The organism is Bordetella saccharivorans (assembly GCF_045862855.1).
In the GTDB taxonomy this organism is placed as follows: Bacteria; Pseudomonadota; Gammaproteobacteria; order Burkholderiales; family Burkholderiaceae_B; genus Bordetella_A; species Bordetella_A petrii_F.
This window is the reverse complement of sequence record NZ_BAAFZO010000001.1, coordinates 210,714-235,007: the sequence shown is the minus strand read 5'-3', so window position 1 is coordinate 235,007 and position 24,294 is coordinate 210,714. Positions and strand designations below refer to the sequence as shown.

At 65.3% G+C, this 24,294-nt stretch carries 21 protein-coding genes and 1 tRNA gene; 11 read left to right on the top strand and 11 right to left on the bottom strand.

What is annotated here, in order from left to right; genetic code table 11:
• Nucleotides 1-37 precede the first annotated feature (37 nt).
• From pstC to pstB, 3 genes are read left to right on the top strand one after another with little or no spacing between them, the layout of a single operon-like run.
• Nucleotides 38-1,054 (top strand): phosphate ABC transporter permease subunit PstC, encoded by a 1,017-nt coding sequence (pstC, locus tag ACKTT0_RS01130; RefSeq protein ID WP_407847422.1) that lies wholly within the window; start codon nt 38-40, stop codon nt 1,052-1,054.
• Between the two features lie 20 nt (nt 1,055-1,074).
• Nucleotides 1,075-1,932: a phosphate ABC transporter permease PstA gene (gene pstA / locus ACKTT0_RS01125; protein WP_407847420.1), complete on the top strand. Its 858-nt coding sequence runs from the start codon at nt 1,075-1,077 to the stop codon at nt 1,930-1,932.
• Between the two features lie 39 nt (nt 1,933-1,971).
• The gene (pstB, locus tag ACKTT0_RS01120) at nt 1,972-2,745 is read left to right on the top strand and encodes a phosphate ABC transporter ATP-binding protein PstB (RefSeq protein ID WP_407847419.1); all 774 of its coding nucleotides are present in this window, start codon (nt 1,972-1,974) and stop codon (nt 2,743-2,745) included.
• A gap of 717 nt (nt 2,746-3,462) precedes the next feature.
• On the opposite strand, the gene ACKTT0_RS01115 is transcribed toward pstB, so the two are convergent.
• Together ACKTT0_RS01115 and ACKTT0_RS01110 are read right to left on the bottom strand one after the other, a co-directional pair.
• Nucleotides 3,463-4,383 (bottom strand): alpha/beta hydrolase, encoded by a 921-nt coding sequence (locus ACKTT0_RS01115; RefSeq protein ID WP_407847417.1) that lies wholly within the window; start codon nt 4,381-4,383, stop codon nt 3,463-3,465.
• Entirely contained in the window at nt 4,383-6,602 is a 2,220-nt protein-coding gene (locus ACKTT0_RS01110; RefSeq protein WP_407847415.1) for a TonB-dependent siderophore receptor, read from the bottom strand. Before ACKTT0_RS01110 ends, ACKTT0_RS01115 begins: the two co-directional genes overlap by 1 nt.
• A gap of 173 nt (nt 6,603-6,775) precedes the next feature.
• Between ACKTT0_RS01110 and ACKTT0_RS01105 the strand changes: the two genes are divergently transcribed.
• From ACKTT0_RS01105 to ACKTT0_RS01095, 3 genes are all read left to right on the top strand, one after another.
• Nucleotides 6,776-7,780 carry a helix-turn-helix transcriptional regulator gene (locus ACKTT0_RS01105; protein WP_407847414.1) on the top strand — a complete coding sequence of 335 codons (1,005 nt, stop codon included), beginning with the start codon at nt 6,776-6,778 and terminating at the stop codon, nt 7,778-7,780.
• Between the two features lie 659 nt (nt 7,781-8,439).
• Nucleotides 8,440-9,558, top strand: a complete 1,119-nt coding sequence (locus tag ACKTT0_RS01100; RefSeq protein WP_407847413.1) for a DUF262 domain-containing protein — start codon at nt 8,440-8,442, stop codon at nt 9,556-9,558.
• Entirely contained in the window at nt 9,555-10,199 is a 645-nt protein-coding gene (locus tag ACKTT0_RS01095) for an MAE_28990/MAE_18760 family HEPN-like nuclease (RefSeq protein ID WP_407847411.1), read from the top strand. The genes ACKTT0_RS01100 and ACKTT0_RS01095 overlap by 4 nt, the downstream gene beginning before the upstream one ends.
• A gap of 77 nt (nt 10,200-10,276) precedes the next feature.
• Here the strand turns inward: ACKTT0_RS01095 and ACKTT0_RS01090 are convergent, their stop codons facing one another.
• The 7 genes from ACKTT0_RS01090 to cyoA all read right to left on the bottom strand — a co-directional run bounded on the left by ACKTT0_RS01090 (nt 10,277) and on the right by cyoA (nt 16,768).
• On the bottom strand, nt 10,277-11,488 hold the full coding sequence (locus ACKTT0_RS01090; protein WP_407847410.1) for a hypothetical protein: 1,212 nt from the start codon (nt 11,486-11,488) through the stop codon (nt 10,277-10,279).
• Nucleotides 11,489-11,802: 314 nt separating this feature from the next.
• A tRNA-Pro gene (locus ACKTT0_RS01085) sits at nt 11,803-11,879 on the bottom strand.
• 89 nt (nt 11,880-11,968) lie between these two features.
• Nucleotides 11,969-12,736 (bottom strand): SURF1 family protein, encoded by a 768-nt coding sequence (locus tag ACKTT0_RS01080; RefSeq protein ID WP_407847408.1) that lies wholly within the window; start codon nt 12,734-12,736, stop codon nt 11,969-11,971.
• Entirely contained in the window at nt 12,733-13,119 is a 387-nt protein-coding gene (gene cyoD, locus ACKTT0_RS01075; protein WP_407847406.1) for a cytochrome o ubiquinol oxidase subunit IV, read from the bottom strand. The genes ACKTT0_RS01080 and cyoD overlap by 4 nt, the downstream gene beginning before the upstream one ends.
• Nucleotides 13,116-13,742, bottom strand: coding sequence for a cytochrome o ubiquinol oxidase subunit III (gene cyoC / locus ACKTT0_RS01070; RefSeq protein WP_407847404.1), 627 nt, complete (start codon nt 13,740-13,742; stop codon nt 13,116-13,118). Before cyoC ends, cyoD begins: the two co-directional genes overlap by 4 nt.
• Nucleotides 13,735-15,738, bottom strand: coding sequence for a cytochrome o ubiquinol oxidase subunit I (gene cyoB, locus ACKTT0_RS01065; protein WP_407847403.1), 2,004 nt, complete (start codon nt 15,736-15,738; stop codon nt 13,735-13,737). The genes cyoC and cyoB overlap by 8 nt, the downstream gene beginning before the upstream one ends.
• Nucleotides 15,739-15,796: 58 nt before the next feature.
• Entirely contained in the window at nt 15,797-16,768 is a 972-nt protein-coding gene (gene cyoA / locus ACKTT0_RS01060) for a ubiquinol oxidase subunit II (RefSeq protein ID WP_407847402.1), read from the bottom strand.
• Between the two features lie 165 nt (nt 16,769-16,933).
• Here cyoA and ACKTT0_RS01055 point away from each other — a divergent pair, with 165 nt between their 5' ends.
• Entirely contained in the window at nt 16,934-18,238 is a 1,305-nt protein-coding gene (locus tag ACKTT0_RS01055; RefSeq protein WP_407847401.1) for an MFS transporter, read from the top strand.
• A 55-nt stretch (nt 18,239-18,293) separates the two neighbouring features.
• Here ACKTT0_RS01055 and ACKTT0_RS01050 read toward each other — a convergent pair whose 3' ends face one another.
• Nucleotides 18,294-18,893: a nitroreductase family protein gene (locus tag ACKTT0_RS01050; RefSeq protein WP_407847399.1), complete on the bottom strand. Its 600-nt coding sequence runs from the start codon at nt 18,891-18,893 to the stop codon at nt 18,294-18,296.
• 168 nt (nt 18,894-19,061) lie between these two features.
• Here ACKTT0_RS01050 and ACKTT0_RS01045 point away from each other — a divergent pair, with 168 nt between their 5' ends.
• From ACKTT0_RS01045 to ACKTT0_RS01030, 4 genes are all read left to right on the top strand, one after another.
• Entirely contained in the window at nt 19,062-19,553 is a 492-nt protein-coding gene (locus ACKTT0_RS01045) for an MgtC/SapB family protein (RefSeq protein ID WP_407847397.1), read from the top strand.
• 241 nt (nt 19,554-19,794) lie between these two features.
• On the top strand, nt 19,795-20,781 hold the full coding sequence (locus ACKTT0_RS01040; protein ID WP_407847396.1) for a Bug family tripartite tricarboxylate transporter substrate binding protein: 987 nt from the start codon (nt 19,795-19,797) through the stop codon (nt 20,779-20,781).
• A 13-nt stretch (nt 20,782-20,794) separates the two neighbouring features.
• On the top strand, nt 20,795-22,087 hold the full coding sequence (locus tag ACKTT0_RS01035; protein WP_407847394.1) for an acyl-CoA thioesterase/BAAT N-terminal domain-containing protein: 1,293 nt from the start codon (nt 20,795-20,797) through the stop codon (nt 22,085-22,087).
• Nucleotides 22,088-22,151: 64 nt separating this feature from the next.
• Nucleotides 22,152-23,231, top strand: a complete 1,080-nt coding sequence (locus ACKTT0_RS01030; RefSeq protein WP_407847393.1) for a permease — start codon at nt 22,152-22,154, stop codon at nt 23,229-23,231.
• Between the two features lie 7 nt (nt 23,232-23,238).
• Here the strand turns inward: ACKTT0_RS01030 and ACKTT0_RS01025 are convergent, their stop codons facing one another.
• On the bottom strand, nt 23,239-24,141 hold the full coding sequence (locus ACKTT0_RS01025; protein WP_407847392.1) for a LysR family transcriptional regulator: 903 nt from the start codon (nt 24,139-24,141) through the stop codon (nt 23,239-23,241).
• Nucleotides 24,142-24,294 lie beyond the last annotated feature (153 nt).

The window sequence follows — 24,294 nt, the reverse complement described above, 5'->3', positions numbered from 1 at the left end:
CACGCACCCCCGCAGCGTAACCAAGGAAAGCCCATCCATGAGCGCGGTATTGGATAATAGCGTGTCGCTACCGTCCCGCGGGACGGACTCCGTCACCACCGGCACGCCCCCGCCTATGAAGCCAAACAACAACGCGCTAATGGATGCGCTGTTCAAGAACCTGACCCGCCTGTTCGCCTTCCTGGTGTTCATCCTGCTGGCGGCGATCATGGTCTCGCTGATCTACGGCAGCCGCGAGTCCCTGGCCAAGTACGGCCTGTCGTTCCTGTGGCTGAACGATTGGGATCCGGTCCAGCAGAACTACGGGGCGGTGGTGCCCATCATCGGCACGCTGCTCACCTCGGCGATTGCGCTGATCATCGCGGTCCCGGTCTCGTTCGGCATCGCCATCTTCCTGACCGAGCTGTCGCCCTCCTGGCTGCGGCGCCCGCTGGGCACTGCCATCGAGATGCTGGCCGCCATCCCGTCCATCATCTACGGCATGTGGGGCCTGTTCATCTTCGTGCCGATCTTCCAGCAGTATGTGCAGCCGGGCCTGATCGCCGCGCTGGGCGGCCTGCCGGTCGTCGGCGGCTTCTTCGCCGGCCCGCCATTCGGCATCGGTATTTTCACGGCCGGCCTGATCCTGTCCATCATGATCATCCCGTTCATCGCCGCCGTGATGCGCGACGTGTTCGAACTGGTCCCGCCCATGCTGAAGGAATCGGCCTACGGCCTGGGCAGCACTACCTGGGAAGTGATGTGGCGCGTGGTGCTGCCGTACACCAAGTCGGGCGTCATCGGCGGCATCATGCTCGGCCTGGGCCGCGCGCTGGGCGAGACCATGGCGGTCACGTTCGTCATCGGCAACGCCTTCCGCTCGCCCGATTCCCTGTTCTCGCCCGGCAACTCCATCGCCTCGGCGCTGGCCAATGAATTCAACGAAGCCGGCGGCCTGCAGAAATCCGCGCTGCTGGAACTGGGCCTGATCCTGTTCCTGATCACCACTGTGGTGCTGGCGCTCTCCAAGGTCCTGCTGCTGCGCCTGTCGGCGGCGGAAGGCAAGAAGACCTGAGCACGCACCGGGAAAAAAATATGGCTGAATCCGTACTCAACATGAAGAACGGCATCTACCGCCGGCGCCACATGGTCAACAAGGTCATGTTGACCATCTCGCTGGCCACGCTGCTGTTCGGGCTGTTCTGGCTGTTCTGGATCATCTTGACGCTGCTGTTCAAGGGCGCGCCCGCGCTGTCGCTGACGCTGTTCACCGAGATCACGCCGCCGCCCGGGCAACAGGGCGGCCTGATCAACGCCATCGCCGGCAGCTTGCTGATGGCCGGCGTGGGCACGCTGATCGGCACGCCGGTCGGCATCCTGGCCGGCACCTACCTGGCCGAATACGGCCAGCGCGGCTGGCTGGCGCCTGCCACCCGGTTCCTCAACGACGTGCTGCTGTCGGCGCCGTCGATCATCATCGGCCTGTTTATCTACGCCGTGTACGTGGCGCAGGTCGGCCACTATTCGGGCTGGGCCGGCGCCGTGGCGCTGTCGATCCTGGTGATCCCGGTGGTGGTGCGCACCACCGACAACATGCTGATGCTGGTGCCCAACAGCCTGCGCGAGGCCACGGCGGCGCTGGGCTGCCCCAAGTGGCGCATGATCACCATGGTGTGCTATCGCGCCGCCAAGACCGGCATCATCACCGGCATCCTGCTGGCCATCGCCCGCATCTCGGGCGAGACCGCGCCGCTCTTGTTCACCGCGCTGTCCAACCAGTTCATGTCGCTGAACATGAACCAGCCCATGGCCAACCTGCCGGTGGTCATCTACCAGTACGCCGCCAGCCCCTTCCAGGACTGGAACGACCTGGCCTGGGCCGGCGCCACCCTGATCACCCTGCTGGTGCTGGGCATCAATATCCTGGCTCGCAACCTGTTCCGCAAATCGTGATCGCCACGCCGGCGCGCCGCGCCGGCTTCAGGAAGACTTATGGAAAACACCGCCTCCGCCAAAGCCAAGATCGAAGTCAAGAACTTGAACTTCTACTATGGCAAGTTCCATGCGATCCGCAACGTGAACATGTCGATCCGCGAGAACAAGGTCACGGCTTTCATCGGCCCCTCGGGCTGCGGCAAGTCGACGCTGCTGCGCACTTTCAACCGCATGTTCGAGCTGTACCCGGGCCAGCGCGCCGAGGGCGAGATCGTGCTCGACGGCGAAAACCTGCTGACTTCCAAGACCGACATTTCGCTGATCCGCGCCAAGGTCGGCATGGTATTCCAGAAGCCGACGCCGTTTCCCATGAGCATCTACGACAACATCGCCTTCGGCGTGCGCCTGTTCGAGCGCATGTCCAAGGGCGAGATGGACGAGCGTGTCGAATGGGCGCTGTCCAAGGCGGCGCTGTGGAACGAAGTCAAGGACAAGCTGCACCAGAGCGGCAACAGCCTGTCGGGCGGGCAGCAGCAGCGCCTGTGCATTGCCCGCGGCGTGGCCATCAAGCCCGAAGTGCTGTTGCTGGACGAACCGTGCTCGGCGCTGGACCCGATTTCCACCGCCAAGATCGAAGAGCTGATCGCCGAACTGAAGAACGACTACACGGTGGTCATCGTGACCCACAACATGCAGCAGGCGGCGCGCTGCTCGGACTACACCGCCTATATGTACCTGGGCGAGCTCATGGAATTCGGCGAGACCGACCAGATCTTCGTCAAGCCGGCCCGCAAGGAAACCGAAGACTACATCACCGGTCGTTTCGGCTGAACCATCGGGCCGGTGGTCCAAGGGGCCTGGCTCCCGCAGGGGAGCCGGGCCCTTTTTGCGTCGGCAGCCGATGCGCCGCGCCGAAGGCCTGGAAGGTGTCTCGCTCCGAAGGTGTCTGACACCCCGGCCGCGGCGGCGGCATGCCGCGGGCGTCTCCTGGGGTGTCAGACACCTCATGCCGCGTTGGAAGGTGTCTCGCTCCGAAGGTGTCTGACACCCGGCCGCGGCGGCGGCATGCCGTGGGCGTCTCCTGGGGTGTCAGACACCTCTTGCTGCCTTGGAAGGTGCCTCGCTTCGAAGGTGTCTGACACCCGGCCGCGGCGGCGGCATGCCGTGGGCGTCTCCTGGGGTGTCAGACACCTCATGCCGCGTTGGAAGGTGTTTCGCTCCGAAGGTGTCTGACACCCCGGCCGCGGCGGCGGCATGCCGCGGGCGTCTCTTGGGGTGTCAGACACCTCATGCCGCGTTGGAAGGTGTTTCGCTCCGAAGGTGTCTGACACCCCGGCCGCGGCGGCGGCATGCTGCAGGCGTCTCTTGGGGTGTCAGACACCTCATGCCGCGTTGGAAGGTGCCTCGCTCCGAAGGTGTCTGACACCCGGCCGCGGCGGCGGCATGCCGTGGGTGTCTCCTGGGGTGTCAGACACCTCATGCCGCCCCGGGCGTCTGGCATCTCATGCACGCCAGGACGCCTGCTCCCCGCCGCCCGCTCCAGGTGGCTCAGGGGAGGGCGGCGATGCGGGCCGCTTCGCGGGCCGATGCGCCGAGCATGGCGCCATGGCCCAGGCCGGGGAAGGAACGGTAATGCACCGCCAGCCCCGGCTTGTCGGCCAGTTCGGCCGCCAGGGCGCGGGCATTGGCGGTGGCGCCGGCGGGGCGGGACGTCGCGCGCTCGGCCCGCGAGCGCTCTTCTTCGCCGACCCACAGGTACAGCTGGCGCGGCGCGGCGCCGCAGCAGCCGGCGGCGTCCAGTGTGCGCAGGCGTTCCGTCATGTAGGGCGCATGCCACCACAGCGACGGACTGGCCGCCACATAGCGCTGGAAGGCCTGGGGGTCGGTCCGCAGCGCGTGCAGCACGAACAGGCCGCCATATGAATGGCCGTACAGGGTCTGGCGCGTCTCGTCGAGGCGGACGGCCGCCCGCGCCAGCGGCTTGACGCACTGCTCGATCAGCTCCAGCCAGGCATCGGCGCCGCCGTTGCGGCGGCCAGGCTGGCGCGGGTCCGGGCTGCCCTGCGTGGAAGCGCCGGGCAGCCGGGGCGTGTAGTCCCAGGCGCGCGCGTTCACATCCAGGCGCGCGTCGACGTCATAGCCTATGCCCACCAGCACCGCCCGCGGCGCGCGGCCGGCCGTGGCCAGCGCCTGCAGGGTGGCATTGCCGTCCAGCAGGTACAGCACCGGCCAGCCGCTGGCGGGCGCGGGGCCAGGCGGCACGATGATGTGCACCCGCGCCGCGCGCTGGCCGTCGCCGCGCGGCAGCACATGCTGCTGCGCCAGGCCCAGCAGCCCCAGGCGGGCGCGCGCCTGGGCCGGCGTCATGCCATCGTCCAGCACCGGCTGCGACGCGGCCGGCGCGCCGCCAAGCAGCGCGCCGCACAGCGCCGCCACGGCGCAGCGCCGGCGATGGCTATTGCGCCGCATCAGTAGGTCACCGTCACGGTGGCGTAATAGGCGCGGCCCGGTTCGTTATACGTGGCGGCGCCAGCCGACGAGGCATTGCCTTCGCGGTACAGCTGCTTGTCGAACAGGTTGCTGACGCCGACGCGGAACCGCAGGTTCTTGTTGGGCACGTAGCCCACGCTCAAGCCCACCAGGGCGTACGGGCTGATGGTCTGCAAGCCGCTGTCCTCCAGGTTTTCGCCCGTGCGCAGGTTGGTCTTCGGGCCCTTCTGCTTGCCATAGTAGGTCAGGTTGGCCTGGAACGACCATTGCGAGGTGTAGTACCAGTCCAGCGTGCTGTTGATGGTGTATTCCGGGATCACGCTGAGCGGCTCGCCGGTGTCCTTGTTCTTCGACTGCAGCATGTAGGTGAAGTTGGTGTTCCAGTCCAGCGCCGGGGTCAGCGGAATGAACAGGTTGCCTTCCAGGCCTTCCACCACCGCCTTGCCGCTGTTGGTCCATTGCAGCACCCGCGCGCCATTGGGCAGCCGGTACATGAACTCCGTATCCGCCACGATCTTGTTCTTGTAGTCGTTGCGGAAGTACGCCGCGCTGGTGCGCCACGTGCCGGGGTCGTACTCGAAGCCGATTTCCTTGTTGACGCTGATCTCGGGTTTCAGGTTCTCGTTGCCCACCAGGTAGCAGCCGCCCGAATTGGTCTCCGATTGCAGGCAGCCGTTGCCCCGGCTGTAGAGCAGGTAGTTGGGGTTGGACTGGTACAGGTTGGGCGCCTTGTAGGCGCGCGCGATGCCGCCCTTGATGCGGAACGCGTCGGTGGCCGCGTACGAGGCGTTCAGGCTGGGGCTCCAGTTGCTGCCGAACTCGCTGTTGTGGTCGAAGCGCAGGCCCGGCGTCAAGGTGGTGCGCAGGCCCGCCTCGATATTGTCTTCCACGAACAGCGCGTAGCTGTTCTGCTTGGTCTTGGTGGGGCGGTCGCTGCCCGCCGTGTCGCCGATGGTGCCGCCGGTGCCCGAGTAGGTCTGGCGCATGGCGGAGGGGTCGTTGAGCGATTCACGCAGGTATTCCACGCCGATCGTGGCCACCTGCTGCCAGCCCAGCCGGAACGGCACATTGATCTCGCCGGCAGCGCGCAGGTTCTTCAGGCGCGCGGTGTCGCGGCCCTGGTCCACCGGGGCGCCCTCGGGGCCGCCCGCCAGGCCTTCCATCTGGCGCGCGTTGCGGGTGTAGTCATACGACAGCGACGCGCGCGAGGTGCCCCAGTCGTAGTCGCCGCGGTGCGACAGGCTGAAGTTCTCGCGGTACATGGCGTTGGTTTCTTCGCCGTACAGGCTGTCCGAGAAATCGCTGTTGGCGTTGTTCATGGTGTCGCCGGCGAACAGGTTGCCCTGGCGGCTGAAGCCCATTTCCAGGTCGACCGTATTGCGGGTGTCGGGGCGCCACGAAAACAGCGCGTTCAGGTCCTGGTTGATCACGCCTTCGCGGCCCGAGGTCTCGGGGTTGCCGTTCTCGGACGTTGCCGCGTGGCCGGCGTTGATGTCGCGCGAATCCGGGTTGGTCTTGTTGTAGTTGCCGTAGATCCGCATGCTCAGCGTCTCGCTGATCGGGCTGGACAGGCGCACGTTGACGCGGTTGGTATTGCCCTCGTCGCTGTCTTCCGGCTGGTTCAGGTAATACGTGGCCGATGCCGTCGGCTTGTCGCTGGGCTGCTTGGTGATGATGTTCACCACCCCGCCCATGGCGCCCGAGCCGTAGCGCGCCGCGGCCGGCCCGCGGATCACTTCGATGCGCTCCACTTCCTCGGCCGGCACCCAGTTGCTGTCGCCGCGCGTGTCGCGGTCGCCGTTCCAGCCATAGCGCACCGCATTGCGCGAGCTGACCGGCTTGCCATCGATCAGGATGAGAGTGTTCTCGGGGCCCATGCCGCGGATATCGATCTGGCGGCTGTTGCCGCGCGCCCCGCTGGCGCTGTTGCCGGTCAGGTTGACCCCCGGCTCGCGGCGGATCAGGTCCGACAGGTCATTGGTGGGCGGGCGGCGCTCGATTTCGTCGGCCGTGATGACCGAGACCCCCAGCGATTCCTTGATCTCTTCCTCGGCCGTGCCCAGCACCTGCACGGCCGCCATTTCCTGGACCTGGGCGGGGTCTTGCGCCGGGGCCGCGTTCTGGGCCAGGGCGGCGCCGGACAAGGCGAGGCTGACGACGGCGCCGACGCAAGGGCGCGCGTATGGGGGCGTGGACATGCCGGATTCTCCGAGTGCGCAATAAGCGGCGCGCCCCGGTTGCCCGGCGACGCGCCCGATATGGTTTAATCAGTAATGATTTCTAATATCATTTGACGTTCAACATTATGTCAGGCGGGCGGCGTGGCCGGCTTTGGCCGGCCGCCAGAAAGCTTTGCCTGATCCTCAATCCCATGACATCAGCGTTCTTCGACATTGGTTCTTCCCCGCGGCGCGCGGCGCAGTTGTATGTGCCGGCCTTGCGCGAGCAGGCGCGCCACGGCACGGCGCAGTACGCCGTCATCGCGCCCGGGGCGCAGCGGCCGGTATTCGAGGGCCTGGTCCATACCGTGCCGCTGGCCGATGGCCTGATCCTGCACCGGGTCGACGCGCGCGACTTGCAGGGGGTGGCCGTGCATGCCGTCCTGCGGCCGGGCCTGCGGGTGGCGCTGACCATAGGCGGCAAGGCCGACGTCAGTTTCGGGAAGCATCGTTTGCTGCTGGGGCCGCGGCCCGGCGGCGGCGCCAACGGCGCGCTGGTGGCGGTGGCCGAGCCCACCGCCTTCGCGCGGCAGTCGCGGCGCGGCGACATCGAGCGCACCGTCAGCCTGACGTTCGCCGCGGACTGGCTGCGGCGCCGTTTCGGCGATGACGGCGAACATCCCTGCCTGGCGTTCGCCGGCCGGCACCTCGCGGTCCGCCCGTGGCAGGCTTCGGCGCAGGCGGCCGCGCTGGTCGAGCAGATGCTGGCGCCGCCCGACCTGGACCCGCCGTTGTGGCGGCTGTACCAGGAGTCGCGCGCGTTCGACCTGGCGGTCGAGGCCTTCGCCTGCCTGGGCGGCGGCGCGCCCGTGCGCATGGGGGCCGGGCTGGGCCGGCGCGAGCGCGCCCGCATGGAACAGGTGCGCGACCTGCTCGACAGCGGCCAGGCCGACGATTTCACGCTGGAGCAGATCGCGCGCCATGCCTGCGTCAGCGTCAACACGCTGCAGCGGCATTTCCGCGCGGCCTGGGGCACGACCGTGTTCGCCTATCTGCGCGACGCCCGCCTGGCGCGCGCCCGGCTGGCGCTGGAGCGCGAGGCGGTCAGCGTGGCCCAGGCGGCGTGGATCGCCGGCTATTCCAGCCCGGAGAACTTCGCCACGGCGTTTCGCCGGCGCTACGGCGTGCCGCCGGGGCGGGTGGGGAAGCTGCGCTGAGAACGGGGCCGCGTGAGCGGTGCAGGGGCGGATCGAGCGCCGGCGCGGGTTCGCGACCAAACAAAAAGGCCTGCATGCCGGAGCATGCAAGCCTCTTGATGTGAGTGGTCGGCGCGGCGGGATTCGAACTCGCGACCCCTGTTTCCAAAGCAAAGAGAGCCTTTCCGTCGAAGTCCGCGAAAGTCCCCAGGAAGCGCCACACTCGCTTCTTTGTTGGCTTTCCAGCTATTCGAAGTCCGCCAAAGTCTTCCAACAGCCGCCAGCAGCCACAAAGCTCTGGCCCCCTAGATGGTCCATCGAAGACCCAGACTTCTATGGCGACCAATCTACTGACCGACATAGCACTGCACAACGCTCGGCCCGACGCGAAGGAAATGGAATTCGACCGGACGGACGGTGGGCGCAAACGCAGACGCCGTTGGCCGCCATCTAACTTCCCTCTTAAGTGCCCTCACCGATTGGCTGCCCTGGCCGCAACAATTCGCGGCGGACTCCCCGCCCCATCGATTTCCTTAGGAATTGACTGGGTCACTTCGAATCGCGGAGACTCCCCCCAATTTCCGACACGTTCTGGGGTATCCTTTAGCGTGACAACCCGTAACATCTTAACTGGTGGTAAGTCTCGGAAACTACACCCGGTTTAGTGGAGGTCTCTGGCCATGCTTGAACAAGAAATCAACGCCGCTCAACGGCAAGTCAGAACAGACGCGTATCAAATGTCCATCGGCGAGGTGGTCACGATGTACGAAGAAAACGAAATTGTGATTGCTCCGGAATTCCAAAGATTATTCAGATGGAACATAACTCAGAAGTCACGGCTCGTTGAATCCTTGCTTTTGGGCATCCCCTTGCCACCCATATTCGTGTTTGAAAATGAAGATGGAAAGTGGGAGCTGATAGATGGTCTACAGCGCTTGTCCACCATCTTGGAGTTCATGGGAAAGCTCAAAGACCCGGAGAGCGAGAACTTAGTCCCGCCTTCGCTTCTTGAATCGACCAAGTATCTTCCGTCTTTGCACAATTCGGTCTGGGAGTGTTCCGAAAACATCCCAGACGCGACGATTGCGGAGCAAAACCCTTTGAGCAAGCCACACCAGTTGGCGATTCGTCGTGCGCGCATAGGCGTTGAGATACTTAAGCGACCCAGCGACACCCAGACCAAGTTCGATCTCTTTCAGCGACTGAACGCCGGTGGAACGCAAGCAAATGCTCAGGAACTGCGGAATTGCATAATGCTCATGGTGAACGCCGAGTATTTTCGCGGGATCAAGGCGGCCGCCGAGCGGCAATCGTTCCTTAGCCTCGTGAACACGAGCGAAGACCAAATGGAGCGGCAGCGGCATATGGAACTGGCCGTTCGATTCTTGGTCCATTCACTTGTGGATTACGACGGCTCGCTGGACGTTGAAGAATACATTGATTCGGGCATCGTTGATCTCGCACATCTCGGAGAGACCGCGACGGACGTGAATTTGTTGAACCAAGTTTTCGATCTGCTGCAGCAGGCGCTTGGTGATGACGCGCTGCGCCGCTTTGACGCAGCATCAAATCGTCACATTGGAAAAGTGGGCCTCGTAGGTCTTGAAGGGATAGCAGTAGGCATCGCGCACAACCTCCCTTTGATTCAGCAAGAACCAGATCCGATAGCCTACGTTCGCCAACGTACCCAAGAATTTTGGAGCCAAGCAGAAGTCAGCACATTTACGGCAGGCGGCCTCCGCGGAACTACACGCATCCAGCGAACGGTTCCATTCGGGACGAGGTGGTTCAGACCGTGACGAAACCGTATTCTGAAGAGATTCTATCCCAGCAGCTTACATCTGATCGGACCTGGCGACTGCGCGAAATATCCGACCTAAAAACCGCGGCGTTCCGCGCCGACGCCAATTTACAGCGCGTACTACTACGCGCCCTAGTTACGATTTGCTACGCGCATTGGGAAGGTTATGTCCGGTTTGCAGCGCAGAAGTATCTTGAGCACGTTTCGATGCGCAAACTCCGTTTTGGCGAGCTAGACCCCCAATTTCTTCGAAATCATTTCATGCCTCGGCTGGCCGCGCTGTCGCGATCGAAGACGAGCTTAGCGGAGCGTTGTGCCTTGATCGACGAAATATTGGGAGCGTCTACAGTTAGATTTTCCAGAGCGAACCTCGACCTCGTTTCCACTGCAAATCTAAACTACGATGTCTTCTGCGACATATGTCTGGTCTGCGGGATCAATCCGGCTAAACTCGAGATCGACCCCGATTTTGTGGATGTGTTCCTACTGAAGCGCCGTAACTCAATTGCACATGGTGAAGACACTTTAGTAGGGGCGCATGATCTAGACGAACTTGCCGATAAAACGATGGGAATCGTGAGACTTTTTGGCAATGCACTGGAGAATCGGGCATTGCTGGGCAAGTATCGCGCCGCGTAGCACACGCACACTCAGGCATGACGCGTGGATGGTGCGATCTATCACCGTCGAACCATGCCGAATCTGCGAAGCCCACGTCACTGACGAATGAAAACTGAGATTTCTTTGCCAATCACTTTGCTAAGCATGTTCTGCACCTGATGTAGTTGTTGCTGCTCACCGGCCGTTAGCCGCTTGCTACGAGCATGCACGAGCTTTCCTCTCAAAGATAGCATTTGCTTGAATTCTTCTGCCAGCCTATCGCGTTGCTTGCGACCAGTCCCAAGAAGGAATCCATAGCGGTCGCTTAGTCGGGATGACATGGCGTCCATGCGCTCCGTGGAGTCTCCATAACCTAGAAGAGCTTCCAGTCCAATGCACGCAGCGATGTAGGCGAAAGTCTGATTGTCAGCAGTTATCGAGTCTATATACCACTCGATAGCTGCAGCTATCGCGTCAAAGTCCTCATGCTCGCGCCGTTCGAAGAAACTCTGCGCCACGCCTAGATTGTCGCGCAGAGCCATGCATCGCTCGTCATCGGTATTAGCGGGACGGAACGCGCCCCCTAATAGCCCTTTGCCTTCGGAATGGTCATATATTGCGAGCCGGCTTTCGACAGGGGCCAGTCCGCCAAAGTACCGTTCTAGCGAATGGGGAAGGCGAATGGCTTGGCTGCCGCGCGGGCCGTTGGCGAACGCTTCAGCTTGAAGGACGTCCCACGGCGAAGCTGCAGCAAACCCGCCAAAAAAGTATAGGCAACGCTTGGCTTGCGTAATCGCGGAGCTCACCGCAGCCGATTCATGCAAGCTATCGATATAACCATTAACAGTGACACATAGCCACGCATGTCCTTGATTCCTCACAAGGCCAATAAGAGGATTCAGCCCCTCAAGCATCGGGCTTACAGGCGCCAGCCGCGTCTGTAGTGATAGCGAGTCGCATATCTTTATCTCGAAATCCCCGAATCGGTTGAATCGGGGAAGCGGGAAATTCACCTGCACGGTCCAGGGCAGCGACTGGATATCATCTCGAAGAGAATCAATAAGCTTTTCTCGCAAATCTGAGTTCTCTTCCCATACTATTGCCCCACCTCGAGGCCCCGGCTCTCCAACGAAGACCTCCACTAGACGGCTCAGAATGAGGTGTCCGGCATCGCCATCAGTCAAGTAGGTGCCGTGTATTTTTTTGACGGACTCTCTCAATTCACGGAAAGCTTCGGTCTCAAACACCTCGATCCAATTGTCGACTTGGATGGTGTCGACGCACGCTTCAATTTGCTGGAGGTACTTCTCGCTGAGGCGTATGGCCATTGCTCTTTAACCGTGGGTTGCATTAGCGATCAATAATAGCCAACGACGCACCAAGCCGAGCACCACAAGTTTCCGGGAGGGGCTGGGGAAAACCTAGCCTTCCTAACCCAAGATGGCAAAATGGCCGGACAGCCCTTTTTATGCGGATTCCCAGGCTTTCCGGAAACCTAATCTTTTCCTAACCAAAGCCTAACTGACAAAGGGGCCGCAGCAAGGAATAACACTTTGCCGAAGATTCCGCTTAGCGCTGGCCCCTTGGCTCCCCAAAAGCACAAAGGGTTAGCTCATCATCTGAGCTAACCCTTTGATTTTATTGGTCGGGGCGGCGGGATTCGAACTCGCGACCCTCTGCTCCCAAAGCAGATGCGCTACCAGGCTGCGCTACGCCCCGACGGAACTGCTGCATGCCGGGCGGGATGAACTGCCTTTCCGCACCGGCGACGGGGGTGGATTGTACCTGAGAGTGTGCAAGCCCGCCCGCTACACCCTGGAGCGGGAGCGGCGCTCGACCCGCACGACGATGACGGCGCCGACGATCACCATGGCCGCCAGCGCGAACCAGGTAATGGCGTACGACAAGTGGTGGTTGCGGAAGTGCAGCACGGTCAGGCCCGGCACCGGCGCCACGGCGGGATCGGGCGCCGGCTGCGGTCCCTTGGCGGCATCGATGAAGTAGGGCGCCACCTGGCCCAGGCCGCGCGCCGCGGCGATGGCCTGGGTATCGCGCGAGTACCAGAGATCCTGGGCCGGGTCGTTGTGACGCAGGAACGGGAAATCGGGCTCGGACATGCGCAGCAGCCCGGTCACCTGGGTTTCGCCGGCCGGCGCGGCCGCGGCCGGCCGCTTGCGCCAGGCCGGCAGCACGAAGCCGCGGTTGACCAGCACCGTGCCGCCGCCGCGCAGTTCCATCGGCGTCATCACCCAGTAGCCGCTGCCGTAGTCGGTGGTGGCCTGGACCAGGGTTGCGCGGTCGTGGCGCAGGGTGCCGGTGGCGCGGACGGGGCGGTATTCGTCGCCGCCGCGGCTGAGGGCCGGCCATTGCGCCGGGCCGGGCGCCTCGACCGCGGGCAGGTGGGCGCGCTGCTCGACCTGCGAGATCAGTTCCAGCTTCCAGGCGCGGCGCTGCACCTGCCAGACGCCCAGCGAGCAGAACCCGACGAACAGGATGGCGGCCAGCAGGACCAGGAAAATCAGTTTGGCCGCGCGGCGCGGCCGGCTTGGGGAATGCGTCGGGTGGGGGGCGTTCAAGGAATTTTTCGCATGTCTTGCGGCGACATGGGCATCATGTTGTGGTCCAGGTGGTACATGATCCAGATCGAGCCGCTGAGGGTGATGACCAGCAGCACCAGCGTGAAGACGATGGAAAGCATGTTCCAGCCGCCTTCGGCCTGGAAGTCTACGTGCAGGAAGTATATGACATGCACCACCACCTGGACCGCGGCGATGGCCAGGATCACCATGCTGGTCACCCGCGAGCTGGAGAACAGCCCGCCCATGACGATGAAGAACGGAATGGCGGTGAGGATCGCGGCCAGTGCGAAGCCCAGCAGGTAGCCGTGCAGCGAGGCATGGGCCAGCGGGTCTTCTTCTTCGTGGTGGGGTTGATGGCCGGAAGTCGTCGGGGCGCTCATGGCAGTACTCCCATCAGGTAGACCACGGTGAAGACGCCGATCCAGATCACGTCGAGGAAGTGCCAGAACATCGACAGGCACATCAGGCGGCGCTTGTTGGGGATGGTCAGGCCGTGCAGGCGGATCTGCACCATCAGCACCACCAGCCAGATGATGCCGAAGGTGACGTGCAGCCCGTGCGTGCCGACCAGGGTGAAGAACGACGACAGGAAGGCGCTGCGCTGCGGGCCGGCGCCGATGTGGATCAGGTGGGAGAACTCGTAGAGCTCCAGGCCCAGGAAGCCGGCGCCGAGCAGGCCGGTGACGGCCAGCCAGCCGAGCAGCGAGCCGGCCCGGCCCTTGCGGCCCTGCAGCAGCGCGAAACCGTAGGTGATGGAGGAAAGCAGCAGCAGCGCGGTGTTGATCGCCACCAGCGGCAAGTCGAACAGGTCGGCGCCGGTCGGGCCGCCGTCATAGTTGCGGCCCAGCACGCCGTAGGTGGCGAACAGGCAAGCGAAGACGAGGCAGTCGCTCATCAGGTACACCCAGAAGCCCAGCAGGGTGCCGTTCTTCGCGTGGTGTTCGCCCTTCAGGTAGAACTGCCGGCCGGAGTCGGCCTGTACGGAAGCGGAGAGTTCAGACATGGGCAGCCAGCAAGCGGGTGCGATCGTCCTCGCAGCGGGCGACGTAGTCGGCCGGCACGTAGTAATCGCGGTTGTAGTTGAAGGTATGGAATATCGTGACGCCGATCAGCGCCGCGAAGGCGAGGGCGGCGACCGGCCACATGTGCCAGATCAGCGCGAAGCCCAGCACCAGCGAGAGCCCGGCCAGCACGATGCCGGCCCAGGTGTTGGCCGGCATGTGGATGGGAATGAAGCCGTCCACCGGCCGCGCATAGCCCAGCTGCTTCATCTGCCACCAGGCGTCGCGGTCGTGCACCAGCGGCGTGAAGGCGAAGTTGTAGACCGGCGGCGGCGAGGCAGTGGACCATTCCAGGGTGCGGCCGTCCCACGGGTCGCCGGTGCGGTCGCGCAGGGCCTCGCGGCGCCGGAAGCTGACCACCAGCTGGATGATGAAGCAGGCGATGCCGCCGGCGATCAGCAGCGCGCCCAGCGCGGCGAGCTGGAACCAGATCTGCAGCGAGGCGTCCTGGAAATGGCTCATGCGGCGCGTGACGCCCAGCAGGCCGAGTACATACAGCGGCATGAACGCCAGGTAGAAGCCCACCAGCCAGAGCCAGAACGACCACTTGCCCCAGTACGGGTCGAGGCGGTAGCCGAAGGCCTTGGGGAACCAGTAGGTGATGCCGGCCAGCAGGCCGAACAGCACGCCGCCGATGATCACGTTGTGGAAGTGCGCGATCAGGAACAGGCTGTTGTGCAGGGCGAAGTCGGCCGGCGGCACCGCCAGCAGCACGCCGGTCATGCCGCCGATCACGAAGGTGACCATGAAGCCGACGGTCCACAGCATCGGCACCTCGAAGCGGATGCGGCCGCGGTACATGGTGAACAGCCAGTTGAACACCTTGGCCCCCGTGGGGATCGAGATGATCATCGTGGTGATGCCGAAGAACGAGTTGACGCTGGCGCCCGAGCCCATGGTGAAGAAGTGGTGCAGCCAGACCAGGTAGGACAGCACGGTGATGACAACCGTGGCATAGACCATCGACGCGTAGCCGAACAGCCGCTTGCGGCAGAAGGTCGGCACGACTTCCGAGAAGATGCCGAAGGCCGGCAGGATCAGGATGTACACCTCGGGATGGCCCCAGATCCACACCAGGTTCACGTACATCATCGCGTTGCCGCCGCCGTCGGCCGTGAAGAAGTTGGTGCCGACATAGCGATCCATCGCCAGCAGCGCCAGCACGGCCGTCAGCACGGGGAAGGCGGCGACGATCAGGATGTTGGTGCACAGCGAGGTCCAGGTGAAGATCGGCATGCGCATCATGTTCATGCCCGGCGCGCGCATCTTGACGATGGTCACCAGCAGGTTGACCCCCGATAGCAGCGTGCCCACCCCGGCTATCTGCAATGCCCAGATGTAGTAGTCGACGCCCACGTCCGGACTGTGCAGGATGCCCGACAACGGCGGATAGGCCAGCCAGCCGGTGCGCGCGAATTCGCCCACGAACAAGGACATCATCACCAGCACGGCGCCGGTGACGGTCATCCAGAAGCTGAAGTTGTTCAGGAACGGAAAGGCCACGTCGCGCGCGCCGATCTGCAGCGGCACGATGTAGTTCATCAGGCCGGTCACCAGCGGCATGGCGACGAAGAAGATCATGATCACGCCGTGGGCGGTGAAGATCTGGTCGTAGTGGTGCGGCGGCAGGTAGCCCAGGTTGTCGCCGAACGCGATGGCCTGCTGCGCCCGCATCATCAGGGCGTCGGCAAAGCCGCGCAGCAGCATGACCAGGCCCAGCACCACGTACATGATGCCGATTTTCTTGTGGTCGATGCTGGTGAACCATTCCCGCCACAGGTAGCCCCACAGGCGGTAATAGGTGATGGCGCCGAGGATGGCGATGGCCCCCAGCGCGACGACCACGAAGGTCACCAGCAGGATCGGCTCGTGGAGCGGGATCGCGTCCCAGGTCAGGCGCCCGAACAAGAGGCTCTCGGTGGCTGGATGATCGGACATTTGGTGTTCCCGCAAGGTTCGTTCGTCGAGCATCAACTGGGCGAGCGCGCGGCCGGCCCTACATGGCGCGCGCGGGCCCGGGCGGCGGTGCTTCCAGCGCGGCCTGCCTGGGCGCGCGGCAGATCGCCTCGGCCATGTCGCGCACGCAGCGGCTGCCTGGCTCCACGCAGCGGTCCACGATGGCGCCGTACAAGCCGGGGTCGACCGTGCCGTAGCGCTGTACCGGCGCGGCCACGCTGGGCTGCTCGAGGCGCAGGTAGGCGGCGCGGTCCAGCGTGCTGCCGGAAGCCTTGCCGGCCTGCACCCACTGGTCGAATTCCGCCTGCGACAGGCCGTGGAACTTGAAGCGCATTTGCGAGAAGCCGGCGCCGCTGTAGTTGGCCGAGAAGCCGTCGTAGACGCCGGGATGGTTGATGACCGCGTGCAGGCGCGTCTGCATGCCCGGCATGGCGTAGATCTGGCCGGCCAGCGCGGGGATGAAGAACGAGTTCATCACTGTCGACGAGGTGATCTTGAACTCGATGGGCCGGTCGACCGGGGCGGCCAGTTCGTTGACCGTGGCGATGCCCTGCTCGGGATAGAGGAACAGCCATTTCCAGTCGAGCGCCACCACCTGTACTTCGAGCGGCCGGGTATCGGCCGGGATGGGACGCTGGGCATCCAGGCGCGCCAGCGGGCGGTAGGGGTCGAGCTGGTGGGTGCTGACCCAGGTCAGCGCGCTCAGCGCGATGATGATCAGCAGCGGCGCCGCCCAGATCAGCAGTTCCAGGATGGTGGAGTGGTCCCAGTCGGGCGAGTAGGGGGCGTCGGTGTTGCTTTCGCGGTAGCGCCAGGCGAACCACAGCGTGGCGGCGATGACCGGCACGATGATCAGCAGCATCAGGCCGGTGGACACGAGAATGATGTCGCGCAACTGCCACGCCACGTCGCCGGAAGGCGACAACAGCACGGCCTTGCTGCAGCCGCCGAGTGCGCCGGCCACGGCAAGAATGAGTGCGCCTCGCAGCTTTCTGAAGAACGGCACGAACATGCAGCCCCCCTGAGAGATAAGCTCAGCCCGGACGATGGATATTCGCAACCCTACTCTGGAAGATGTGAAAAATCTAGAGTAAAAAGGAAGGCACCGGTTTGCAGGGCGCCGGCGTTCGCGCGGGCGACAAGGCTGTTTTCCACCCCAGACGGAGCGAGCCAACGTATGTCCAGCACCGTGTCGCAATACCCGGCGGGCGCCCACGAAGCCGGCCATTCCAACGTCGCGCCCGGGGAAATCGCGGTCGGCGTGGTCATCGGCCGCGCATCCGAATACTTCGATTTCTTCGTCTTCGGCATCGCCTGTGTTGCCGTCTTCCCACAGATTTTCTTCCCTTTCGAGACCCCGCTGTACGGCACCCTGTGGTCGTTCGTGATCTTTTCCTTCGCGTTCATCTGCCGGCCGTTCGGCACCGCGATTTTCATGGCGGTGCAGCGCCGCTGGGGCCGCGGGCCGAAGCTGACACTGGCGTTGTTCATGCTGGGCACGGCCACGGCGGGCATGGCGTTCCTGCCCGGCTACGAGACGCTCGGGCCGATGGCGATCGTGCTGCTGGCCCTGTTCCGCTGCCTGCAGGGCATCGCGCTGGGCGGCTCGTGGGACGGCCTGCCGTCGCTGCTGGCGCTGAACGCGCCGCCCGACCGGCGCGGCTGGTATGCGATGATCGGCCAGCTCGGCGCGCCGGTGGGCTTCATGCTGGCCGGCGCGATTTTCCTGTACCTGTTCAGCACGCTCAGCCGCCAGGACCTGGTCGACTGGGGCTGGCGCTACCCGTTCTTCGTGGCGTTCGCGATCAACGTGGTGGCGCTGTTCGCGCGGTTGCGGCTGGTGCTCACCGAAGAGTACACGCGCCTGCTCGAAGAGCGCGAGCTCTCGCCCATCCGGGTTTCCGAGGTCATCGACGAGCAGGCCTACAACGTCTTCATCGGCGCCTTCGCGGCCTTGGCGAGCTACGCCTTGTTCCACCTGGTGACGATTTTTCCGCTGTCGTGGATCAGCCTGCGCGGCGAGCGGTCGCTGGCCAGCGTGCTGGGCGTGCAGATCGTCGGCGCCGCCATCAGTTTTGTCGGCACCCTCGTTTCCGGCTGGATCGCCGACCGCGCCGGCCGCCGCAGGACGCTGGGCACGCTGGCGGTGCTGATCGGCCTGTTCGCGCTGTCGGCCCCGTGGCTGCTGGGCAGCGGCGCGGCGGGCGAGAACGTGTTCATCCTGTGCGGCTTCGCCCTGCTGGGCTTGTCATACGGCCAGGCCTCGGGCACCGTGACATCGAATTTCTCGATGCATTTCCGCTACACCGGCGCGGCGCTCACGGCCGACATGGCCTGGCTGTTCGGCGCCGCGTTCGCGCCGCTGGTGGCGCTGGGGTTGTCGACCGAATTCGGCCTGATCGCGGCCAGCACGTACCTGATTTCGGGCGCGGTCTGCACGCTGGTGGCCTTGAAGATCAACCGGCTGGTCGAAACCAATTGAGCAACCGGCCGTGCCGCCATGGCGCCTGGCGCGCCGCGCCGGCACGGCCGGCCGGTCAGCCCGCCACGCGGAAGCGCTCGGCGTCGTCCATGAAGGCTTTTTCGCCGAACCCGGCTTCATTGGAGCCGAACGGCATTTGCGCGCGCAGTTTCCACCAGGCGGGAATGTTCCATTCGCGCGCCACGGCGGCGTCGATCAGCGGGTTGTAGTGCTGCAGGCTGGCGCCCACGTCGGCGTTGGCCAGGGCCGACCACACCGACAACTGGGCCATGCCGCCCGCCTGTTCGGACCAGACCGGGAAGTTGTCGGCGTACAGGGCGAATTTCTCCTGCAGGCCGCGCACCACGTCCTGGTCTTCGAAGAACAGCACCGTGCCCACGCCGGCCGCGAAGCTCTTGAGCTTGGCTTCGGTCTTGTCGAAACCTTCGGCCGGCGCGACCTTGCGGACTTCCTCGATGGCGATGTCCCAGAGTTTTTCGCTTTCGGCGCCGAACAGCACCAGCGCGCGCGAGCTCTGCGAATTGAACGACGACGGGCTGTGCTTGATCGCGTCCTGGATCAGGGACAGCAGTTCCTCCTTGGAGGCGGACAGGTTGCGGCCCAGGGCGTATTGGGTGCGGCGCTTCTTCAGCGCGTCCAGGTAAGCATTGTTCATGGGTAATCTTCCAACTGGTAGATAGACAGGTGCAGGCATTCTAACTGTGGCATCCTGTCCCGGTCACCGGCTTTCCCTGGAACAAACTGTTCCTTCTATGGTACGAATCAAGTTGACGGCCTGCCGGCACGCCGCCGCGGGGCAAGACCGCAACCAGGAGACGCGACCATGACGATCTGGCAGGAGATTTGGGCCACCGTCTACGCTGAATTCAGCGACATTCCCGATATCGGCGAGGCCACCCGCATCGTGCTGCGCCTGGGCATGGCGTTCCTGCTGGGCGGGCTGCTGGGCTACGAGCGTGAGCGCAGCGGCAAGGCCGCCGGCCTGCGCACCCACATGCTGGTGGCGCTGGGAGCGGCGCTGTTCGTGCTGGTGCCGCTGCAGGCCGGCATGCAGGTGGGCGACCTGAGCCGGGTGCTGCAGGGCGTGGTCGCCGGCATCGGCTTCCTGGGGGCGGGTGCCATCATCAAGCTCAGCGGCGAACGCGAGATCCGCGGCCTGACCACCTCGGCCAGCATCTGGATGACGGCGGCCATCGGCGTGGCCGCCGGCATGGGGCGCGAAGCCACCGCGGTGGTCAGCACCTTGATCGCGCTGTTCGTCCTGGGCGTGCTGCGCAGGGTCGAGAAGCGGATCGAAGAAAAAGAAGCGGGGTGAGGGCGGCTGCAGGAAGCGGGCCGCCAGCCTCAGCCCTCTTCGTATACCGAAAGTCGTGAGGTCTTGCTTTGTGCAGGAAAAGCAAGGGTAATCACTAGGCTTTCGGGCGAGAATTGTATATAGAATACAAATCAATCTCGCACGGCATGCGCAGTCGACCGTCGCTGAACGTAGTGCATTCATTGCAAGGCAGTTCCTGCCTGCGGGATCGCGCAGGCGCGATATCTCGTCCGGAGAAGCCATGTCCTGCTCTCGCCGCCGCTTGCTCGGCGCTTTTGCCGCGCTGCCCCTGCTGGCGCGCCCCGCCCGCGCGCAAACTGGTTTTCCGTCACGGCCGGTGCGGCTGGTGGTGGGGTTCGCCCCGGGCGGCCTGACGGATACCGCCGCCCGCGCCCTGGCCGAACGCATGGCCAAGGCGCTGGACAACCCGGTGGTGGTCGAGAACCGCCCCGGCGGGCAAGCCATCATCGCGACCGTCGCGGTGGCGCGCGCCGCCCCCGACGGCTACACACTGGCGTTCGCCGGCACCAACGGCATGATCCTCAACCCCTTGCTGTACAACAACCTGCCGTACCGGCAGGCGGATTTTCGCCAGTTGGGGTCGATGGGCCGGTCGCCAATGCTGTTGATCGTCCATCCCGACCTGGGCGTGGACGATGTCCAGCAGTTCATTGCGCTGGCGAAGCAGAAGCCCGGCGCGATCACTTGCGCCCATGCCGGGCGCGGCATCATCAATCACCTGGCGCTGCTGCACTTCCAGTCGCGCACCGGCACGCAATTCCAGGACGTGCCCTACAAAGGCAGCGGGCCGGCCCTGCTGGACCTGATGGCGGGCACGGTGCAGAGCACGTTCGACTTCCCGACGTCGGCGCTGGCGCATATCCGCGCCGGCAAGCTGAAGGCATTGGCCGTGACGGCGGACCAGCGGCTGAGCAGCCTGCCGGATGTGCCGACCATGCGGGAAGCCGGGCTGGACGATTTCGAGCTGTATACGCGCATGATGATCTCCGGCCCCGCCGGCATGCCCGACGATGTGGTGCGCACCCTCGAAAAAGCCGTTGGCGAGGGCGCGCGCGATCCCGGGCTGGTGCGCCAGTTCGCGGAGCAGGGCGTCACGGTGGTGTATACGCCAGGGGCGGAACTGGACAAGGTGATCGCGCAGGAGTCGGCCATGTGGGCCAAGGTCATCGAGGCCAACAAGCTGCCCCGGATCGACCTGAAGACTTGAGGAGAGCCGGCCCATGCCACCCAGCATAAGCGTGGCGCCCGCGCGGGCGCTGATCGATGTCGAGCGCGAGATCCGCATCGCGGGGTTCCCGGCGCACAGCCTGGTGACGGTGACGGCCGCCATGCAGATGTGCGGCATGGCATGGCGTTCGCGCGCGGCGTTCCTGGCCGACCACGACGGCAGCCTGGACCTGCGCCGCGCCAGCCCGGTCGAAGGCGACTATGCCGAGCCGTCCGCCATGGGCATCGTCTGGTCCATGCGTTGCGACGACGTGAACCGCGTGGTATTCCCGCCCGATCGCACCGACGCGCTGGAGATCCACATCGAAGCCAGCGACGGCGAGCGCCGGGCGGGGGCGACGCTGGTGCAGGAATTCCTCGCGCCCGGCGTGCGGCACGAGGCCGTGCGCGCGCAACGGGGCGGCATGTCCCTGTCCGGCGAGCTGTACACGCCCGCCGGGGCCGGCCCGCATCCCCTGGTGATCTACATGAACGGCTCTTCCGGCGGCGTCAATGCGCCGCGCGCCGCGCTGTTCGCCGCGCACGGCTACCAATGCCTGGCCCTGGCCATTTTCAATTACGAAGGGCGGCCCCGGTATCTCAACTGCATGCCACTGGAATATTTCGAGCAGGCCTTGCTATGGAGCCGCGAACAACTGCGCCCGCGCGACGGTTTCGTGGCGCTGTCCGGCATCAGCCGCGGCGGCGAGGCCGCGCTGCTGGTGGCCTCGCAGTATCCGGAACTGGTCTCCGCGGTACTGGCCTACGTGCCGTCGCCGGTCATGCATGGCGTGGTCAGCGCGGGCGAGCCGGGCAGCGGGCGCAACGCCCAGGTCTGGACGCTGCGGGGCGAGCCCCTGCCGCACCTGTGGCAGGACAATGCGCTGGGCGACTGGGACGCCGCCTATGCGTGCGACCCGCCATACCGGCAGAGCCGCGCGTTCCTGTCGGCCACGCGCGACCGGACGGCGTTCGAGCGCGCGCGCATCCCGGTGGAGCGCTTCGGCGGCCCCATGCTGCTGGTCAGCGCGTCCGACGACGGCTTCTGGCCCAGCACCGCCTACGCGGAACTGGTCATGCGGCGGCGCCAGGCCGAAGGCCTGCCCACCGAGCATTTCGTCTGCGCCGGGGCCGGGCACCATGTGCACTATCCGCACCTGCCGGCCACCTTGATCAGCAAGCCGCACGCCATGTCGGGGCTGCTGCTGGACGCCGGCGGCACCCCGGCGGCCAATGCCGCCGGCAACGCCGGGTCTTATCGCGCCGCGCTGGCGTTCCTGGCGGCGGCGCGCCGGCCGGCCGCCTGAAGGCGGCAAGGGGGGCGGGCCGGGTCTACAATCCCGACGCCCGCTTGTTTTCCCGCGCATATCCATGACCCCAGCTTCCGAGCCGCGGCGCCTGGCGCATCCCGCGCTGGGCATCGTCGTTTTCCTGGCGCTCGCCGCCATCGGCCTCTACTACGTGAAGTGGTCGCCGTACTATCACCGCGCCTTCGTGGCCGCCGAAACCCATTCCATCGGTTCGTCCATCCTGACGGGCGCCGCGGCGCAGCCGCCGGCGGCCTCGCTGGACGCGGCGCTGCAGTATGCGCTGGCCTACGGCAAGGCGATCTGGCAGGCCATGGTGCTGGGCCTGCTGCTGGGTTCGGCGGTGCAGGCGTTGCTGCCGCGCCGCTGGATCACCCGCGCGCTGGGCGGCACGGGCCTGGGCAGCGTGGTGGCCGGCGGCCTGTTGTCCGTGCCGGCCATGATGTGCACCTGCTGCGCCGCGCCGGTGGTCGCCGGGTTGCGCAAATGCCAGGCGGCGCCGGGCAGCGCGGTGGCGTTCTGGCTCGGCAACACCATGCTCAATCCCGCCACGCTGGTCTTCATGGGATTCGTGCTGGGCTGGCAGTGGATGGGGCTGCGCCTGGCGCTGGGCCTGGTGCTGGTGTTCGGCCTGGGCTGGCTGCTGAACCGCATGAGCCGCGGCGGCCAGCGCGGCTTCGACGCCGGGCAGATGGCCGCTTTGCAGGCCCAGGCGCAGGCCGCCGGGCTCGACGAGCCCCATCCCTTCAGGCGCTGGCTGTCGCTGTGCGCGCGCATGGCGCTGCGGCTGGTGCCCGAGTACATCGTGCTGGTGCTGCTGCTGGGCGCCGCCCGGGCCTGGCTGTTTCCGCAGATCGGACCGGACGTCGACAACCATATCGGGTGGGTCCTCGGGCTGGCGGTGGCCGGGACGCTGTTCGTCATTCCCACCGCCGGCGAAGTGCCGATTGTCCAGGCCATGCTGTCGCTGGGCATGGCCGCCGGCCCGGCGGCCGCGCTGTTGATGACGCTGCCGCCCATCAGCCTGCCATCGCTGGCCATGGTGGCGCGCTCGTTCCGCGCGGCGGAGCTGGCGGCGCTGGTGCTGGGCGTGGTCGCGACGGGGCTGGCGGCGGCCGGGGCGGCGATCCTGCTGGGCTTCTAGGGCCGGTTCATGCGCCGGCCGGCGCGGGCATCCACCAGGCGGCCAGGAAGCGGTCGATCAATGGATCGTGGTCGTCGGCCATGCGCACCAGTTCCAGCGTGAAGCTGATCTTCAAGTCTTTGGCGGCGCAAAAGGCGACGTCGGGGCCCCATTGCCGGCTGAAGGACATGGGCGCGATGGCGTAGCCCAGTCCCGCGCATACCATGCCCAGCATGGCCTGGATGTCGGCCGCCGAGAGGCGGCAATGGCGCGGATCGAAGCCGGCGGACAGGCAGGCGTCGACCACTTTGTCGTAGTGTACGGGCGAGGCTTCCCTGGGGAACATGATCATCGGCTGCCGCGCCAGGTCGCGCATCGTCAGCGCCCTGCGCTGGCGCGCCTGCGGCCAATGGCCGGGCAGGGCGATGCCCATGGTTTCCTCGCATACGCCGGTGCCCAGGAAGCTGGCGTCGAACGGCGAGCGCCAGGCGGCCAGGCAGATGTCGATCTTGCGCCGCTTGAGCAGGCTCAGCAGTTCGCTGGAGCGGAACGCCTCGACGTGTATTTCCAGCTCCGGCGCCTGCTGGCGCAGCCGCGCGACGGTGGCGGCGAGCTGCGGCATGGCGCTGTATCCGGGCATGATGCCGACGCGGATGCGGCCGGTCACGCCGTGCGAGGCGATCTTGAGTTGTTCGCCGAGCGCCAGCGTGCGCGCCAGGATATCGCGCGCGAGCGCTTGCAGTTCCTGTCCGGGCCGGGTCGGCACGACGCCGCCGGGCAGGCGCACCAGCAGCCTGGTGCCGAGCTGGTGCTCCAGCGAGGCGATGTGGCGGGACAGGGCGGGTTGCGCAATGTGCAGGGTGCGCGCGGCCCCGGCGATGCTGCCCGCATCGCATACTTGCAGAAAATACCGTAGCTGCTTGAGTTCCACGTCCGCCCCGTGTGCCGGCATATGCCTAAAAAGTATAGGCTCTATAGCAAAGTAGCATTTGCGGCTTCGCTTGCGCCGGTCCTAGCATCATTCATATCACCGGGAAAACCAAGGGGTATGACGATGAACGGTCAAGCTGCCGTGTCTCGCGAG